16 protein-coding genes and 1 CRISPR repeat array are annotated in these 15,977 nt (G+C 73.9%); of the genes, 5 read left to right on the top strand and 11 right to left on the bottom strand.

Annotation, left to right across the window (positions count from 1 at the left end; genetic code table 11):
• Positions 1-251: 251 nt before the first annotated feature.
• The 4 genes from LX15_RS26175 to LX15_RS26160 form a co-directional block, all read right to left on the bottom strand.
• Positions 252-782: an NUDIX hydrolase gene (locus tag LX15_RS26175; RefSeq protein ID WP_253672390.1), complete on the bottom strand. Its 531-nt coding sequence runs from the start codon at positions 780-782 to the stop codon at positions 252-254.
• Between the two features lie 279 nt (positions 783-1,061).
• A complete protein-coding gene (locus LX15_RS26170; RefSeq protein ID WP_253672388.1) occupies positions 1,062-1,589 on the bottom strand; it encodes a DinB family protein in 528 nt (175 codons plus the stop codon).
• A 180-nt stretch (positions 1,590-1,769) separates the two neighbouring features.
• Positions 1,770-2,041: a CRISPR direct-repeat array (repeat unit 28 nt; unit sequence GTGATCCCCGCGCACGCGGGGGTGAGTC).
• Between the two features lie 526 nt (positions 2,042-2,567).
• Positions 2,568-3,131 carry a DJ-1/PfpI family protein gene (locus tag LX15_RS26165; protein ID WP_253672386.1) on the bottom strand — a complete coding sequence of 188 codons (564 nt, stop codon included), beginning with the start codon at positions 3,129-3,131 and terminating at the stop codon, positions 2,568-2,570.
• A 239-nt stretch (positions 3,132-3,370) separates the two neighbouring features.
• The gene (locus LX15_RS26160; protein WP_253672384.1) at positions 3,371-4,009 is read right to left on the bottom strand and encodes a LuxR C-terminal-related transcriptional regulator; all 639 of its coding nucleotides are present in this window, start codon (positions 4,007-4,009) and stop codon (positions 3,371-3,373) included.
• 290 nt (positions 4,010-4,299) lie between these two features.
• Here LX15_RS26160 and LX15_RS26155 point away from each other — a divergent pair, with 290 nt between their 5' ends.
• Entirely contained in the window at positions 4,300-6,966 is a 2,667-nt protein-coding gene (locus LX15_RS26155) for an AAA family ATPase (protein WP_253672382.1), read from the top strand.
• A 158-nt stretch (positions 6,967-7,124) separates the two neighbouring features.
• On the opposite strand, the gene LX15_RS26150 is transcribed toward LX15_RS26155, so the two are convergent.
• The 6 genes from LX15_RS26150 to LX15_RS26120 all read right to left on the bottom strand — a co-directional run bounded on the left by LX15_RS26150 (position 7,125) and on the right by LX15_RS26120 (position 12,557).
• Positions 7,125-7,784 (bottom strand): YbaB/EbfC family nucleoid-associated protein, encoded by a 660-nt coding sequence (locus LX15_RS26150; protein WP_253672380.1) that lies wholly within the window; start codon positions 7,782-7,784, stop codon positions 7,125-7,127.
• Positions 7,785-7,804: 20 nt separating this feature from the next.
• Positions 7,805-8,587, bottom strand: a complete 783-nt coding sequence (locus tag LX15_RS26145) for an ESX secretion-associated protein EspG (RefSeq protein ID WP_253672378.1) — start codon at positions 8,585-8,587, stop codon at positions 7,805-7,807.
• Positions 8,580-10,442 (bottom strand): PPE domain-containing protein, encoded by a 1,863-nt coding sequence (locus LX15_RS32715; RefSeq protein WP_308213522.1) that lies wholly within the window; start codon positions 10,440-10,442, stop codon positions 8,580-8,582. Before LX15_RS32715 ends, LX15_RS26145 begins: the two co-directional genes overlap by 8 nt.
• Positions 10,443-10,466: 24 nt before the next feature.
• The gene (locus tag LX15_RS26130; protein WP_253672376.1) at positions 10,467-11,057 is read right to left on the bottom strand and encodes a DUF3558 domain-containing protein; all 591 of its coding nucleotides are present in this window, start codon (positions 11,055-11,057) and stop codon (positions 10,467-10,469) included.
• A complete protein-coding gene (locus LX15_RS26125) occupies positions 11,057-11,500 on the bottom strand; it encodes a hypothetical protein (RefSeq protein ID WP_253672373.1) in 444 nt (147 codons plus the stop codon). The genes LX15_RS26130 and LX15_RS26125 overlap by 1 nt, the downstream gene beginning before the upstream one ends.
• Before the next feature lie 205 nt (positions 11,501-11,705).
• Positions 11,706-12,557: a DUF817 domain-containing protein gene (locus LX15_RS26120; RefSeq protein ID WP_253672371.1), complete on the bottom strand. Its 852-nt coding sequence runs from the start codon at positions 12,555-12,557 to the stop codon at positions 11,706-11,708.
• A gap of 314 nt (positions 12,558-12,871) precedes the next feature.
• Here LX15_RS26120 and LX15_RS26115 point away from each other — a divergent pair, with 314 nt between their 5' ends.
• The 4 genes from LX15_RS26115 (at position 12,872) to LX15_RS26100 (ending at position 15,631) form a co-directional block, all read left to right on the top strand.
• Complete coding sequence (locus LX15_RS26115) at positions 12,872-14,038, top strand: methyltransferase (protein ID WP_253672369.1); 1,167 nt, start codon at positions 12,872-12,874, stop codon at positions 14,036-14,038.
• 157 nt (positions 14,039-14,195) lie between these two features.
• Complete coding sequence (locus LX15_RS26110; RefSeq protein WP_253672367.1) at positions 14,196-14,753, top strand: TetR/AcrR family transcriptional regulator; 558 nt, start codon at positions 14,196-14,198, stop codon at positions 14,751-14,753.
• On the top strand, positions 14,750-15,139 hold the full coding sequence (locus tag LX15_RS26105; protein WP_253672365.1) for a DUF6463 family protein: 390 nt from the start codon (positions 14,750-14,752) through the stop codon (positions 15,137-15,139). Before LX15_RS26110 ends, LX15_RS26105 begins: the two co-directional genes overlap by 4 nt.
• A 63-nt stretch (positions 15,140-15,202) precedes the next feature.
• Entirely contained in the window at positions 15,203-15,631 is a 429-nt protein-coding gene (locus LX15_RS26100) for a DUF4345 domain-containing protein (protein ID WP_253672363.1), read from the top strand.
• Positions 15,632-15,646: 15 nt separating this feature from the next.
• Here LX15_RS26100 and LX15_RS26095 read toward each other — a convergent pair.
• Positions 15,647-15,977 (bottom strand): transposase (locus tag LX15_RS26095; RefSeq protein ID WP_253672361.1); only part of this gene is annotated, 331 nt, incomplete at its 5' end.

Genomic DNA, 15,977 nt, shown 5'->3' with positions numbered 1-15,977 from the left:
CGCACCGAGGCCAGGCCCGCTGGGCGACCGCCTCAGGGCGCACGCCAACCAGTGCGCCGACGTCGTCGCGTCTCAGTCGAGGGCATCGGCATGAGCGCTGAAAGCGGGGGCGAGGCGAACGCCGTCGGTGGCGTCGAAATCCTCCGGACCGGCGGGTTCGCGCGGCGCGGCCAGGGTCCGCCAGGGTCGACGGCGATCGTCGGCGGAGCCGAGGCTACGGCCGGGGGACGCCGAATCGCCCCCCATCACTGTCACTCGTGGGCGAGCAGCAGGAAGCAGGCGGCCAGCGTGGCCGCGTCCCGCACCGCGCCCGTGGCGACCAGCTCGTTCATCTCGCCGGGCCGCACGAGGAGCGGCCGGCGGTTGGCCTCGAACTCCTCGGTGCTGCGCGGCACCTCGCACCGCAGGGCGGTCACGGTCACGACGTGGATGCTGGAGTTGGCGAAGCCGGCGGCCTCCTGGACCACGCCGAGCCGCCGCGCGCCGCCCCCGACCCACCCGGTCTCCTCGACCAGCTCCCGAAGGGCGGCGATCTCCACCGTCTCGCCGTCCTCCACCCCGCCCTGCGGGAACTCCGTGCCCCGGTAGCCGGGGAAGGTCGGCCGCTCCAGTTCGACCATGACGTACCGGTCGTCCTCGGTCCGAGGCACGACCAGCACCGAGTCGGCCTTGTCCACGTAGTGATAGTCGTGCCGACGCTCCAGCGCGTCGACGTAGGTCTGCCGCCGAACCCGGAACCAGGGGTTCCGGTACTCCACCGAAGCCGGACCGGTCGCTCTCACAGCGCGCTCCACGATCTCTGGGGTTCACCACGACCTCGCGGTCGTCCGGCCGGGCGTCCCTCACGCCCACCCAGCATCATCCGCCTGAGAAAGAGAGACGGAAGCGGCCGCCGTGGATACCGAACCCAGCGGTGGACTGCTTTACCCTGCCGCTTTGGCCTGCCGCCACTCGTCCCCTCGCCGCCACGGCGGTGATCCCTGCGAGCAGGGGGTCGGTGGAACATGCGCCTGCGCGCGCCCGGGTGTTTCCCTCGGAGGGGCTGGCAGCGCCTGGACCGCCTATGTGGCCGACGCGGCGCGCAGCAGTCGGAGTTGTCCGATCTCAGCCGCGTTCTTCATCAGCTCCGCGTTCACCCACGCCACCGTGTGGGCGACGACCTGACCAGAGCCTTCCGGCCAGGGGAACCAAGCGGGTGCGTCCAGTTCGGCGTCGGTCATCCGGTCCAGCGCCGCGATCCATTCCACGCGGAGCGCACGCAACCAGTCGATGGTCGGCTCGCCGGGACCGGGCCAGCGGATCTCGGTCCGCTCGCGGGGCCGCCGCCCGTTGACGTGGTCCAGCGTCACCGACCACCACCAGCCGACGTGCCAGGTCAGCCAGGCGATGGTGGGCACAGGAACGGGGTCGGGCTCGGTCTCCGCCCAGTCCGGCGCCCACTCACCGTCGGGGCCGGGACGCATCGTCCAGCAGAGGCCAGCGGGCTCCCACAGGAAGTCCTCCCGCTGGAGCCGCTCCAGGTGGAACTCGACCAACGACCAGGTGAGGTCGAACTGCCACCGCAGAAGATCACGACGAGCGACGGACACGGGCGGATCATGTCACCCGACGCCACCAGCCAAAGCCGAATACCCTCCCGCCGCCCACCATGATCTACTCAACCTGATCACGCGTGACCCGCCGAGAGGCCCCGGGACAGGACGACAGGACACAACCGAGCATGAACATCAAGAATCGATAACGCCGCCCATCACCCCAGGTCGCGAAGGGTGATCCCCGCGCACGCGGGGGTGAGTCGAACCGGCGGCATCGTGGTGCTCAGGCATGCCGGTGATCCCCGCGCACGCGGGGGTGAGTCCGGCTCGCCGTCGTCGCCCTGGAGATGGTGACCGTGATCCCCGCGCACGCGGGGGTGAGTCGGAGCGGACGTACACGCGGGGCGTGCGGTTGCTGTACTCCCCGCGCATGCGGGGGTGAGTCTCGGATCGTCCGGGGACAGGCTGCTCGACAGGTGTACTCCCCGCGCACGCGGGGGTGAGTCCGACGTAGCCGCCGGCCGGCAGATTCCGGATCTGTAGCCCCCGCGCATGCGGGGGTGGTTCTGACCCGCACCGGTGAAATCTGCCGATCTTCAAGGGCGGGTATCCGCTGGGGAACCTTGCAGTGTCCACCACCGAGCTGTCGGGGAGGTGTCGGTTCACCGGGTTGGGGCGGGGTTTGTCCACAGGCGCCCGAGTTGTCCACAGGCTGGGGCTGACCGGTGGTTCGGGTGATCGCCGCTGGGTAGGCTGGAGCAGGGCTCGCCCCCCAGGGCGGGTGGGGGCTGACCAGAGGTTGGGGGTTCGTTCCCCGTGGCGGTTGGGGGCCAGTCGCCACACACGCTTTCCCGCGCCCACGTCGACGATCCCGTGACCGGGACAAGATGACAGTTCTGAGACTGGGACACATGCGGCGGTCGGGGAACCGTGGGCTCCACGTCCTGGCGCGTGGACTCCGAGGTTAGGAGGCCGAGCCGGGAGGGGTGGCGAGGGTCCCGGCTCGGCGTGCTCCGTCGTCGATGAGAGGGATCAGGTGACGGGGGCCTTGGCGCGGAGGACCGCCATGAACTCCCGCATCCAGGACGGGTGGTCGGGCCAGGCGCGGGCCGAGACCATCAGGCCGTCCACCACCGCCGCGCCGTCGACGAACTCCGCGCCGGCTTGGCGGACGTCCGGCTCCAGGGCCGGGTAGGCGGCCGTGCGGCGCCCCTCCAGGAGCCCGGCGGCGGTCAGGGCCAGCACGCCGTGGCACAGGTGCGCGACCGGCTTCTGCTCGGTCATGAAGTGCCGGAGGATGCGTTGGCAGTCGGGGTTGTTGCGGATGTACTCGGGGGCGCGGCCGCCCGGCACGACCACGGCCGCGTACTCGGCGGGGTCGACGTCGGCGAAGGCGAGGTCGGCGGGCCAGGTGTGGCCTGGTTTCTCGGTGTAGGTGTCGAATCCGTCGACGAAGTCGTGCACCACGAACTGCAACCGCTTCCGGGTGGGCGCCGCGACGTCCACCTCGTAGCCCTCCTCCAGCAGCCGCTGGTAGGGGTACATGACCTCCAGCACCTCGGCGGCGTCGCCGGTGAGGATCAACACCTTGGGCACGGTCCGCGCCTCCTCGCTCGCTTCCGGGTCGGCTCGCGGCCGCGTCCGTGGCGGCCGCACGTCCTGCCCACCTTCGGCGACACAGCCGCCTCGCCGCACCCCTCGAAGCACCGAAGAACACGTTTGGAGCAAAGAACACTTTCGGGGCATGAAGAAGAAGAAGGAGAAGGAGAAGTAAGAAGGAGCCGACGAAGCGCCCACAGTGTCCATATCGGACAGTGGGCTGCCGGGAGCTGGCCTCAGATGAGTCCTTCGCGGACCGCCCACGCGACGGCGTGCGGGCGGTTGCGCAGGCCGAGTCGGTTGAGGAGGCCGTGCACGATGTTCTTCACGGTGCGCTCGGAGTAGGCGAGCTTCTCGGCGATGTCGACGGTGCCGAACCCCTCCGCGAGCAGGCGCAGGACATCCACCTCGCGGGGGTCGAGCCCGGACGCGGTGAGGCCCCTGGGGGCCAGCACCTCCCGTTGCAGCCGGTTGACCTGGCGCAACAGCGCGCCCAGCAGGTCCTCCGGAAGCTGTCCCCTGCCCTCGGCCGCCGCCAGGACGCTGGCCGCCAGCCGTTGCGCGGTGGCGGCCGAGCGCGGGACGACGCCGGCGAGCCCGCACTCGACGAGGGCGAGCAGGTCGGCCTCGCGCAGGTCGTCGACCACCAGCACCAGGCGCGCGGTGCCGCGTCGGGCGAGGTTGCGGAGCTGTGCCAGCACCTCCGAGTCGATGGCGGCGGCCACGACCACGATGACCTCGGCCCTCGGCACCTCCTGGTCCCGCACGAGGCGGATCCCCGGCACGTCCCTGACCAGCCCGGTGATGCCGACGTAGCTGATCGGGTCGAAGGCGTGGACCGCCACCGCGACGTCCCTCGTGGTGACCTCTCCCACTGTGCGCTCCTCGTCGTCTGCCCGGGCCGGGCGCCCTCGGACGGTCGCGGGCACGCCGGACTCACCCCGGTGCGGGGGTGCGGGCGGGTTGGGACGGTCGGACGAACACGGGGGTCCACCAGTGGTGACGCGTGGTCGCCGGCCGTGTCCGACGGTAGGCGGAGCGCGGCACAGTGGGTACCGAAGACTTTCGGCGCTCCCCCTCTGGCCTAATGCTTCGGTGGCGAGGTCGTCACCGAGAGGTGAGGTAGCCTGCCTTGTCGATCTTTGTTGTCGTGTGAAGGGTGGGCATGGCTGCCGTCCGACTCGGTGGGACCTCGGAAGGACACGCCCCTCTGGCTGGTCGGCTCGACGAGCTCCGTGTCCTGGCCGAGGCCGGCACGCAGGCTCGCTGCGGCGCGGGGCAGCTCGTCCTCGTGGCGGGGCCCACGGGCGTGGGCAGGACCGCGTTGCTCGCGGCGGCGCGGAGGGAGTGGGCGGCGGCCGGGCTGACGGTGCGTCGCAGCCAGCCGACGGCCACCGACGCGAACACCACGGGTGTCGTGGCCCACCAGTTCCTGCTCGCGGGGTGTTCCGAGCTGAGCGACGCCGAGCTGAGGGCTTCCGAGCCGACGAGCCGGCATCTGGAGGAGTGGGCGGCGTCGCAGGCCGTCATCGAGTTGACCAGGAACGGGCCGGTGGTGTTGTGCGTCGACGACGTGCACCACGCCGATCCGGTGTCGCTGCGGTGGCTGGCGGAGCTGTCCACTCTCGCCGAGCCGTTGCCGCTGCTGGTGGTGTGCGCCGTGCGCACCCCGTTCGACCTGGGCAACGAGCCGCTGGCCCACCTGGTGTCCTGCGCGAGCCGGGTCCTGCGGTTGGCGGCGCTGCCCGAGGACGCGGTGGCGGAGCTGGTGGCGACCCGGGCTGACGCGGCGACGGCGCGTCGGCTCGCGGCGCCCCTGACCCGCGTGACCGGTGGGAACCCGCTGCTCGTGCACGAGATCGTCGACCGGCTCGGCAAACGGGTGGCCGGTGTGGACGCGCCGCCGGACGAGCTGGTGCACCGGGTGGTCGAGTGGTGGAAGCGCCGGGCGCCGGCGACGACCGCGCGCGTGGCGTCCGCGCTGGCCGCCCTGGCGACCCTGCGGGACCCGGTGCCGACCGAGGACGTCGCCGCGGTGGCCGAGGTGAGCCGGTCGGTGGCGGCGCGGGCGATCGACGCCCTGCACACCGCCGGGCTGCTGCGGTCGGCCTCGCCGGCGGCCTTCACCGATCCGGTGCTGCGGGACGCGGTGCTCGCCGACCTGGAGCCGGCGGCCCGCGCCGACCTGCTCTCGCGGGCCACCCGCACGCTCACCCACGCCGCCGGCGACGCCGAGACCGTCGCGCAGCAGTTGTTGCGCAGCCCGGTCACCGGCTCGACCTGGGCGGTGCGGCAACTGCGGCAGGCCGCGTCGGCGGCCATGGGGCGCGGGGAGCCGGCGTTGGCCGTGACCTTCCTGGAACGCGCGCTCGCCGAGTCGCGGGGGGAGCACGCCTCGGCGGTGCTGCTCGCCGAGTTGGCCGTGGCCCGGTTCGACACCGACCCGATGCTCGCGATCGGTGACTTCCGACGCGGCCTGCGCCACCTGCGTCAGGCGCGGTTGGCCGACCCGCCGACGGATCGGGACTGGGCCGAGTACGACGACGAGGCGGCGCTCCAGCTCCAGTGGCGTTGGATGGGCAGCCGGTACGCGCCGCCGGGCGCGGGCGGGGTTGCCCGCACCGACCGGCTCAGCGGGGAGCGGATCCTCGCCGGCATCGCGACGGCGTTCTACCTGTACTCCAGCAGCGCGGACGAGGTCGTGGACCTGGCCAGGACGGCGTTGGCCGGGGGCATTCCGCGCAGTGGGCCGTTGGCGGTGCTCGTCTCCGCGGTCAGCGCCCTGATCTGCGCCGACGAGTACGAGGAGGCCGACGGCTGGCTGGCCGAGCTGGTGGTCGAGGCGCGGTCGCAGGGCGGCGGGTTCGCCGAGGCGTTGCTGCACGTGGCCCAGGCGTCGAGCCTGCACTGGCGGGGTCGGCTGGCCGAGGCCGAGCGGAGCGCGCGGACGGCGTTGGAGGTGCTGCCGGCCGAGCAGTGGGGTCCCGCGGTGGGCCTGCCGTTGCGGGTGCTGGTGGACACGCTGCTCGACCAGGGCAGGGTGGACGAGGCGTGGGAGCACGCGAGCACGCCGTTGCCCGAGGACAGCGTCAGCGAGACGTGGGCGTGCGAGGGGTACTTCATCGCCAGGGGTCGGGTGCTGGCCGCCCGGGGTGATCTCGACGGGGCGCTGCGGGACGTCACGGACGCCGGTCGGCTGGGTGCGCTGTGGGACCGGCAGAACCCCGCGGCCAACGACTGGCGCGCGGCCGCCGTCCCGGTGTTGCTGGCGCTCGGCGAGCACGAGCGGGCGCGGGAGGTGGCCGAGGCGGACCTGGTCGCGGCTCGGCGCTGGGGCAGTCCCCGGCCGATGGGTCGGGCGTTGTGGTCGGTGGCCATGACCTCGCCGGCCGAGCGCCGCGAGGAGCTGTTGACCGAGGCGGTCGGCCTGTTCGAGCGGGCCGGCGCCCAGCTCGACGCGGCGGGGGCGACGCTGGACCTGGGGCGGCTGCACGCGGAGCGGGGTCGGCAGAGGGAGGCGCGGGAGGTGTTGCGGACCGCGATGGACCTGGCGGCGCGGTGCGGCGCCACTCCCCTGGCCGAGCGGGCCAGGGCCGCGCTGGTCGCCGCCGGCGGCCGGCCGCGAGGTCCCCGGCGCAGCGGCCCCGCCGCGTTGACGCGGACCGAGCGGCTGGTGGCCGAGCGCGCGGCGGGCGGCGCGACGAACCAGGACATCGCCGCCGAGCTGGTGGTCAGCCTGCGGGCGGTCGAGATGCACCTGACCAGCGTGTACCGCAAGCTCGGCGTGCCGGGCCGGGCGGCGCTGGCCGAGGCGCTGCGCGAGCCGGAGTAGGCCGGGGAGCGCGGCCGGGCCGCGCCTCAGGGGCTCCGCTCCGTCAGTCCCGTTTGTCTGTCCACAGTGGAACACGTTGTGGCGCGGTGGCCGTCCCCCTCCGGAGGACGGCCCCTTCCGGGGACGGCCACCGCATTCCCCTCCACAGTGGACTGTGATCACCACAGGTCGACGTCGTCGTCATCGTCGTCCTGCACCGGCTGCTGCGGTCGCGGACGACCGGCCGCGCCCGGCCCTGCCGAGGGCGGCGGGGGCGGGAATCCGTTGCCCCGCGTGGCCGCGCCGAGGCCCGGCGACCACGGCGGCACGGGCTGGGACGGCGGAAGCGGGGGCGTCGGCGGCTGCGACGCCGGGGCCTGAGCCGGGGCCGGCGCGCCGGGCGCGCCGTGCGGCGGGAGCGGGGGCGGGGTGGAGCCGGCCGGAGCCGACTGGCCGGCCTGCTCGGCCTCCAGCAGCCGCTCGTCGTCCTCGTCCAGCTCGGGCAGGTGGCTGGTCAGCATGCCCATCGCCTCGGTGCCCGCCCCCATCGGGACGAACGCCTCGGCCACCTTGTGCGCGGCCAGCCGTTGTCCCTTGTGGACGGTCTGCATGATCAGCGCGGTGAGCCGGGCCGGGCCCAGCTCACAGGCCCGGTGGCCGAGCACGAGCTGCTGGAGGCCGCCGTTGGGCGCGACGGTCACGGTGACCGAGCCGTCGGGGGAGCTGACGGTCGTGGCCGCCGCCGCGATGTTCTCCTCCAGCGCCTGGGACTTCTGCCGCAGGTCGGCGAGGGTGCCCTCGAAGTCGGCCAGCCACCGCTGGGTGTCCGGGTTGGTCATGGGTCGTGTGCTCTCCCGCCTCAGCCCCGCGCGCCGACGAGCAGGTCGTCGACGCGGGCGGCCAGCCGTGCGTTGTCGATGGGCGCGATGCTGAGCCAGTCGCCGTCGGGCACCGCGAGGTAGCGGCCCCGGTCGGTGTCGAACCAGCTCACCAGCGGGCCGTGCCGGCGCGCGCCGCCGCCGTGGGGTCCGACCCGGCTCACCCCCACCTGGCCCCCGCCGGTCCTGGCGGCGGCCAGGTCGAGCAGCTCCTCGGCCCGCGCCGCCGGCACCCCGGCCCTGACCAGCGCCTGGCGCTCGTCCTCGTCAGGGTCGGCGAACGGGTCGTCGGGGTCGACGTCCTCGCCCACCGCCCTGGCCAGCGCGGCCAACGGCACGGTCATCGCGGCGCCGGGGCCGGCGGGGCGGTCCGGCACCAGGTCGACCACGGCGCCGGCCAGGCCGGTCGGGCGGATCGCCGACAGGCCGACCCGGTCCCCGTCGAGCACGGCCAGCACGGCCGTCGCGCCGGTGCTGGCGGCCACCGCGCGCAGCGGCCACCCGACGTGGCCGACCGCGTCGACGAACAGGTCCGCCGTCGCCAGCGCGCGCATCAGCTCGTCGAGGTCGACGTCGAGCCGGCCCCGGCTCATCAGGCCCTGGTCGGCGAGGTCGGCGTGCACCTCCTCGCGCAGCGTCGCCCGTTCGGCGACGGTGCGCCCGACGCTCGGGGCGTCCACCGGGTACGGCATCGGCCCGAGTTCCCGGTCCCGCCAGAGGATGTCCCACGCCCGGGTGGTGAGGGTGAAGTCGTGGTCAGCCATTGTCGCGCGGCTTCTCGTGGTAGTTCCGCTTCTTGAACGTCACGCCGATCACCGAGGGCGGCAGCCGGTCGGCGTCGGTGCCGAACAGGTCGTCGTCCTTGAGGTAGCCGGGCGTGCGGTGCTCCTTGTCCTCCTCGCCCCGCGCGCCGTGACCGCCGGCGCCCATGCCGCCACCCACCGGGGTGGTCGACGACCCGCCGGATGGCCCGAACGTGGACGAGCCGGTGGGGCCGAAGCCGGTCGGCCGGCCACCCGGGCCGCCGACGCCACTGCTGCCGCCGGGGCCGACCGGGGCGGAGCCGCCGCGCGGCGCCACCTCGCTGGACGGGCCGCCCCACGAGCCGCCGAACCCGCCGCCGGGCCGGTAGCCCCCGCCACCGCCACCACCGCCGAAGCCGCCTCCGGCCGGTGCGCCGGCACCGCCGCCACCACCGAAACCGCTGGTCACACCGCGCATTCCGCTCTCGGGCGTCCAGTTGGGGAGGTTGGGCCGACCGGGCGTGGAGCCGCCACCGGGCGTGGAACCCGTGCCGGGCGCGGGCGGCGTGGGCACGCCGCCCTTCGGCCCGTACCCGCCCTTGGGCTGCCACGGGTTGGTGGTGCTTCCCCCGCCGCCACCGCCGCCGGGCTTGCCACCGGGCGCTCCGGTGTTGGGCACGCCGGGGTAGTTGGGCGGCGTGTTCCCCGCGCCGGACCAGGAGCCCGATCCGGGGACGTACTGGCCCGGGTTGGGCTGCGGGACGTACGGGTCGGGTCGGCCCGACTTCGGACGGGGCGTCCACTCGTGGTCGCCCCCACCCGACGGCACGGTCGTGCCGGGGGTGAACGCGGGGTTGGTGGTGGGCGGGCGGTGGGTCTCCTGCCCGGAGTAGCCGCCACCGCCTCCCCCGGACCAGCCGCCGCTTCCGCCGCCACCGGACCAGCCACCGGCGGGTTCGCGGGGCGTCTCGGTGAACTGCGGGGTCGTGGACGCGTCACCCGAGCCCGAGTAGCCCGCGTAGCCGGGGACCTGGTCCTGGCGGCCGGACCCGTCGGAGCCCTGGTCGGACAGCGTCGGCACCCCGGCGGCTCCCGCGCCGAACGCGCCGACGGCGGAGCCGTACTCCACGTTCGCACCGGCGGGAGACGCCTGGCCGGCGGCGGCAGCGAGCGGCGTCCGATCATTTCGCCGCACGACCTCGGGCGGCGGCGCGAACAACGGGGTGGTCGCGTCGACGGTCCGCGACTGCTGCTCCATCGCCACCATGACGTCGACCGCCTGCTGGTGCGCGGCCTGGGCCGCCGCCTGCCGCGCGCGCAGGTCCTGGGTGACGGCCTGGAAGCTGGCGAGGTCGCCGTTGCCCTGCGGGGCGAACCGCGCCAGCTCCCTGTCGTAGTCGAAGTCCACGGGCTCCGGCATGGACGCCTTCGCCTGCTCCATGATCTGCGCCTGGTTGGCGACCTTGGCGCCCATCTGGTGCGCCGTCTGCCCGGCGCTCTCGCTCCAGGTGGCCAGCCGGACCGTGGCCAGTCGCGCGGCGTCGGCGGCCGGCCCCTGCCAGCCGGCCTCGGTGCCGCTGATCCGCTGGGCGAGGAGCTGGCCGGACGAGGTCATCTCGGTGGCCAGGTCGGTCCACTCCTGGGCGAGCGAGTACGCCTGCCCGGGGTCGTTGCCGTGGTGCACCGCGTCGTACAGCTCGCGGTGCGACATCGCCGCCCAGTTGGGGCTGTCGGTCAGCACCAGGTCGGCGGCCACCGTCGCCTCCTGGCCCGGCGCCGACGACACCGCGGCCGCCGACGGCGTCCCCGGGGCCGGCACGGCCTCCTGCCCCGGCAGCGTCTCCGGTTCCCTCACCGGCCCGGTCTGCGGCTCCACGCCTTCCTCACCCGTCTTCCTCGGTCATCCCTGTCCCGGCAGCCGCCGCGCCACGGACTCGGCCACCTTCCGCGCGACCTCGCACGCCGGCGGTCCCTCACCGGCGGAGCGGGTGGACATGTCCACCGTCACCGACGCCTCCGACCCGAACGCGACCAGGACGCTGCACGTCCGCTGGTTCGGGGCGGCCTCCTGCCGCGCCGGTCGACCGGCCAGGTCCAGCGAGGTGACCTCGTCGCCGGAGCGCGGCCGGAGCTGGTCCAGTCCCGCGCCGGGTCCCGGGTCGACCATGACCCGGCCGCCGGTCGCGCCGCCCGCCCTGAACTGGCACTCCGGCTTGCCGCCGAAGGTCCCCCGCCGGCCGGCCGGCAGCCCCAGCTCGGCGACCACGGCGGGGTCCACCAGGGCGCACGGGTCGGTGTCCGAAACGGACACCGCGGACGGCGCGGCCGACGCTGGGGAGCCCGGCCGCGCTGACGAGGAGGCGGAGCCCGGCGACGACGACGCCGACGTCGTTGTCGGCGTCGTCGCCGGGCCGGCCAACTCGGCTCCCTGCCTGGACGAGCAGGCCGTGGCCAGCAGTGCCAGGAACGGCACAAGCGTTCGCCACCTCATCACGCCAGCCGCGTGAAGCTCTCGACGTGCGACTGCTCCACCTCGCGGTAGTGCCGCATCGCGTCGGCCACCGCGTTGTGCGCGTCCTCCAGCACCTGCCGGTACTGCTCCAGCACCGCCACGCACGACTCGTCCGTGCCCTCGGCGCGCCGTTCGAACTTCTCCGCCATCGCCTGGCCGACCGGGTTGCGCCCGAGGGGGACCCGGCGGGCCATGCCCCGCGCGCGCTCCAGCCAGGCGTCGGCGAGGTCGACCTGCTCCCGCAGGGCGGTCCTGAGCTGCTCCCCCGCGGCGGGGTCGAGCGCGAGCCGGCCGGCGTCGATGTCCCGCCGCAGCACCTCGACCTGCTGGATCGCGCCGCGCAACGCGACCCCGGCCGTAGCCGGCACCGCTGGCGCGCCCGGCGCCACCGTCGCCGACGGACCCCGTGCCCCGTCCTCCACCGCTCTTCTCCCCAAGCCGAGACACCACGACATGTCCGATGCCGCACCTCGGCCCGCACCGACCGAGGTGGACACGGCCATGATCGAAGACGCTCGGGAGGGATATCCCCGGTGGGAGGGCATCGCTGCCCCTTGGTGCACGCGGTCTGCCCGGCGGGACACCAGGAGGGGCACGCCCCCGTTCGCCCGTGGAGGGCGGGCACGGTCAGGCGGCCAGGCGTTCCGGCGGGGCGCCGCCCTCCTGGTCACCTGCCGGGCGGATCCGCGACGGAAGGTCGGCGGGGTCCGGCCGGAGACGCCCGCGGCGGGCCTGCCAGGTCGCAACCACCACGAAGGCGACGCTGACCAGCAGCGCCCACGCGCCGAACTTCGAGGGGTGCACCAGCCGCCACACCACCGCCTGGTCCGGGTAGCGCCACGCGCCGAAGAACGTGGCGACGTTCTCGGCGACCCACAGGAAGAAGCCGACCAGCATGAAGGACAGGGACAGCGGCAGCCGGTAGCGGCGCGGGCCGACGGTGAAGTGCACCCACGCGCGCCAGGTCACGGCGACCAGCGTCGCGGCCAGCGGCCACCGCAGGTCGGGCAGCCAGTGATGGGTGACGAAGTTGACGTAGATCGCGGCGGCGACGAGCGCGGTGGCCACCGGGCGGTAGAAGGACACGCGCAGGCGGAGCAGCCGCCAGGCCTGGCAGCCGTAGCTGCCCACGGCGGCGTAGAGGAACCCGCTGTACAGCGGCACTCCGCCGATCTTGGTCAGCGCCGGCTCCGGGTACGCCCACGAGCCGAGGCGCACCTTGACGAGTTCGAAGGCCAGGCCGATGAGGTGGAACACCGCGACCACCGCGATCTCGCGCGTCGTCTCCAGCCCGACGAGCCAGAACACGAGGGTGACGAGCAGCCCGTACAGCAGGAGGGCGTCGTAGCGCGGCACGGGAAGACTGACCACTGTGGACAGTGCAAGGCCGGCGAACATCGCGACGGCGAAGGCGCAGCAGCGGGCCTCCAGCCACGCGAAGCGCAGCAACTGCACGACGGCGAAACGGACCGATCTCACGAACCGGAGACGTTTCACGCGAAGGCGGCGTTGCGCCGAAAGGAGCAAGCCGTCGGCGACCTCGCCGGAAACGCCACGAACGGCGGAGCGAACCGGTTTGGTGAGCGGGCGACCGCCGTGAGAGGGTCGGACGACGGTTCCTCCAGGGAGGTGGGCGCGGTGACACTCGGCATGGTCCTCGGCGATCCGGCGACGCCCACTTCGACGCGGGAGCCGCTCGTCCTCTGACCTCCCCGGCCAGCCGCCGGGCGTCGCGCTCCCCGCGTGGAAGTGGTCCGCGTTCCCCTGTCGACGTGTGATCACGAGGAGCCCGCGTGCCCGAGATCAGGTGGATCGAGGACGGCGTCGAGCGCCGTGCCCGCTGGCGGTCCGAAACCGGCCTTCCCCTTCCCCGCAGGGTCGTCGTCGCGGACGACCGGATGCCGGCCGACACGGCCTACCGCCTCGCCTGCGAGGGAACCGCGCTGTTGTGGCGCGGTGACTTCCCCAACGCGCGTCAGCTCCTGCGGGCGATGGCCCGCAGGGTCGACCGCAGACCGCCCCGGCCAGGGGCCACCCCCACCGAGACCTTCCACCGCGTTCGCCAGGCCAGGGGCCGGCGGGCGCGCGTCCTGGGCATGCTGCTGGTCGCGCTGGAGGACGACCACAGCGTGGCCCTGCGTCGGGCTCCCGACGTCCGACGCGCCTGCCTCGACGCCTACGGGCCGCCGGACGGACCTTCGGTGACGTCGCTGCGGGAGCTGCTCGGCGTGATCGGCGCGCGCGAGTGGCGCGGGCGGGGAGTCGTGGTTCCCGCTCTGGGCGACAGGATTCACCCGCACTACGGCGTCTTCTCCCCCACGCGCGGCGAATACCTGGATCTCGTGGCGGAGGCGCCACTACCCCTTGTAAGTCCACTATGGACAGATGAGTCGACGCGCGAGCCGTACACCGCGTTCGACGTCGGCACCGGGACGGGTGTGCTCGCGGCGATCCTGGCCCGGCGCGGGATCGACCGGGTCGTCGCGACGGACACCAACCCCCGCGCCGTGGCCTGCGCGCGGGAGAACATGGCGCGCCTCGGCCTCGCCGACCGGGTCGAGGTGGTGTCCTCGGACCTGTTCCCGCCCGGTCGCGCCGCGGTCGCGGTGTGCAACCCGCCCTGGCTCCCCGCCACGCCGACGTCCACTTTGGAACATGGCGTGTACGACCCGGGCAGCCGGATGCTCCTCGGCTTCCTCGACGGCCTGGCCGACCACCTGGCTCCCGGCGGCGAGGGCTGGCTGATCCTGTCCGACCTCGCCGAACGACTCGGCCTGCGGGACGGGGAGGAACTCCCGGAGGCCATCCGACGGGCGGGCCTGCGCGTCGTGGGCAGGACGGACGCCCGGCCCCGCCACGGCCGCGCGGCCGATCCCCGCGATCCCCTGCACTTCGCCCGCTCCGCCGAGGTCACGACCCTGTGGCGGCTCGCCCCGGCCACACCTCCCCCGCTCCCCTGAGGAGCCAACGCGACAGGCCGCGCCAGCGACGCGGACGGCCCTGCTCAGCCTCGGCGAAAGCGGTGGTCAGGGTCACCACGGAACGGCCACCCACGCGCCATACCGTACGGTACGGTACGGCCGAGATCGAGATCCGCACGGCGAACAGGTGGGGTGCGTGGCGAGCAGGCAGGACTGGTTGGAGGCGGGCCTCGCGACACTCGCGGAGGACGGGGCCCAGGCGCTGACGATCGAGCGGCTGAGCGGCCGGCTCGGACTGACGAAGGGCTCCTTCTACCACCACTTCAGGAACATGGGGGCCTTCCGGGCCGCCCTGCTCGACCACTTCGAGGCCCGGTACACGACGAGCTTCATCGACGTGGTCGAGCGGGCCGGCGGGTCGCCGAGGGAACGGCTCGACCACCTGCTGAACCTGGCGCTCGCCCACGGCGACTTCTCCACCTCGCTGGACGTGGCGTTCCGGGCGTGGGCGCTCCAGGACGCCGAGGCCAACGCGGCCCAGGAGCGGGTCGACCGCCGCCGCACCGAGTACCTCCGCGACCTGTGCGTGACGGCCGGGATCGACGCGGAGGAAGCCACGTCCGTGGCCCGTCTGATGTACCTGGTGCTCGTCGGCGCCCGGCAGGTCGTCCCGCCGATCTCCGCCGAGGAGATGCGCCACGTCTACGCCATGGCCATGCGGCTGCTGCCGGACGAACCGAGGAGGAACGCGTGAACGCCCTCACCCGCTGGGTGCCCCGCCTGATGATCGTCGCCGCCGTGGCGCACGTGGCGATCGCCCTCACCGACGACGCGTGGCCGGGGATCCTGCGGGACGGGTTCTTCCGCAGCGTCGTCGACCACGGCTCGGCCGACTACGACGCCCGCCACTCCGCGGTCTGGTTCCTGGCCGGCGGGCTCGCCCTGTTCGCGTTGGGCGTGCTCACCCAGCACGTCGTCCGGTCCACCGGGCGCCTGCCCGCCCAGGTCGGCTGGCTCCTGCTCCTGCTCGGGGTGCCGCTGTGCCTGGTCTCCTTCCCCGCCACCGGGGCGTGGGCGCTGCTCGTGCTCGGCGTGCTCGCGCTGGTCGCCGCGCGCCGGCCCGCCCCCGTCCCGGCCTGACCCGGGGCGTCCTCAGGCGAGGCGCCCGAGGCTCTCGCTCCACTCCGCACAAGGAGGTCGCGCATGGCATCCCGACGAGCGCTCCAGGTGGTCCTCGTCCTGCTCGGACTGTTCGTGGTCGGGTCAGGGGCCGCCGACATCGCGCTGGGGCCGGCCGTGCTGCCCGGCAGTCCCGAGGTCGTGGTGAACGTCGACAACCACTACCGCTTCTTCGCGTCGATCTGGCTGTCGCTCGGGGTCGTTCTCCTGTGGACGGTCCCGAGGGTGGAGTCGGCCACGGGACCGGTGCGCGGGGTCTGCGCGGCGGTCTTCCTCGGCGGGCTCGCCCGTCTGGTCTCGGTGGCCGCGGTCGGGGTGCCGCACGCCCTGCTCGTGGCGTTCATCGGCATCGAGCTGGTCATCCCGCCGGTGTTGGTCCTGTGGCAGAACCAGGTGGTGCGCTCCACCGCGCGGGCGGCGGCCGCACGTCACCTCGCGGCCCGCGCATCCTAGGACCTGTCCGCAAAGTCAGGGCAGCCAGAGTCGTAGGCAGGCGAGAGTGACCATGGCCTGACAATGCCGGGCTCGTTTGTCATAGCCAGTGGCCAGGGCCTTGTTGTGCTTGAGCCGGTTGAAGCAGCGCTCGACGACGTTGCGACGCCGGTAGGCCACGCGGTCGAGCCGGCATCTGCTCTCACCCCTGCGCGGACGGCCGTTGATCTGGTCGATCCGCTCCGGGATGGCCGCTGTGATGCCTCGCCTGCGCAGGGAGGAGCGGATCTTCGTGGACGAGTAGCCCTTGTCCGCAACGACCAGCGCGGGCCGGGTCCGCGGGCGGCCTGGCCCGCACCGTGAGAGG

Origin of the sequence: Streptoalloteichus tenebrarius (assembly GCF_024171885.1) — a bacterium.
In the GTDB taxonomy this organism is placed as follows: domain Bacteria; phylum Actinomycetota; class Actinomycetes; order Mycobacteriales; family Pseudonocardiaceae; genus Streptoalloteichus; species Streptoalloteichus tenebrarius.
Note: the sequence above shows the minus strand (reverse complement) of the source record. Positions and strands in the feature narration are given on the sequence as shown.

What these genes read in the sequence shown, in the direction of transcription:
- LX15_RS26130 (WP_253672376.1), bottom strand. Translation starts at nt 11,057, where the DNA reads ATGAGGTGGCGAACGCTTGTGCCGTTCCTGGCACTGCTGGCCACGGCC.
- LX15_RS26155 (WP_253672382.1), top strand. Translation starts at nt 4,300, where the DNA reads ATGGCTGCCGTCCGACTCGGTGGGACCTCGGAAGGACACGCCCCTCTG.
- LX15_RS26100 (WP_253672363.1), top strand. Translation starts at nt 15,203, where the DNA reads ATGGCATCCCGACGAGCGCTCCAGGTGGTCCTCGTCCTGCTCGGACTG.
- LX15_RS26145 (WP_253672378.1), bottom strand. Translation starts at nt 8,587, where the DNA reads ATGGCTGACCACGACTTCACCCTCACCACCCGGGCGTGGGACATCCTC.
- LX15_RS26150 (WP_253672380.1), bottom strand. Translation starts at nt 7,784, where the DNA reads ATGACCAACCCGGACACCCAGCGGTGGCTGGCCGACTTCGAGGGCACC.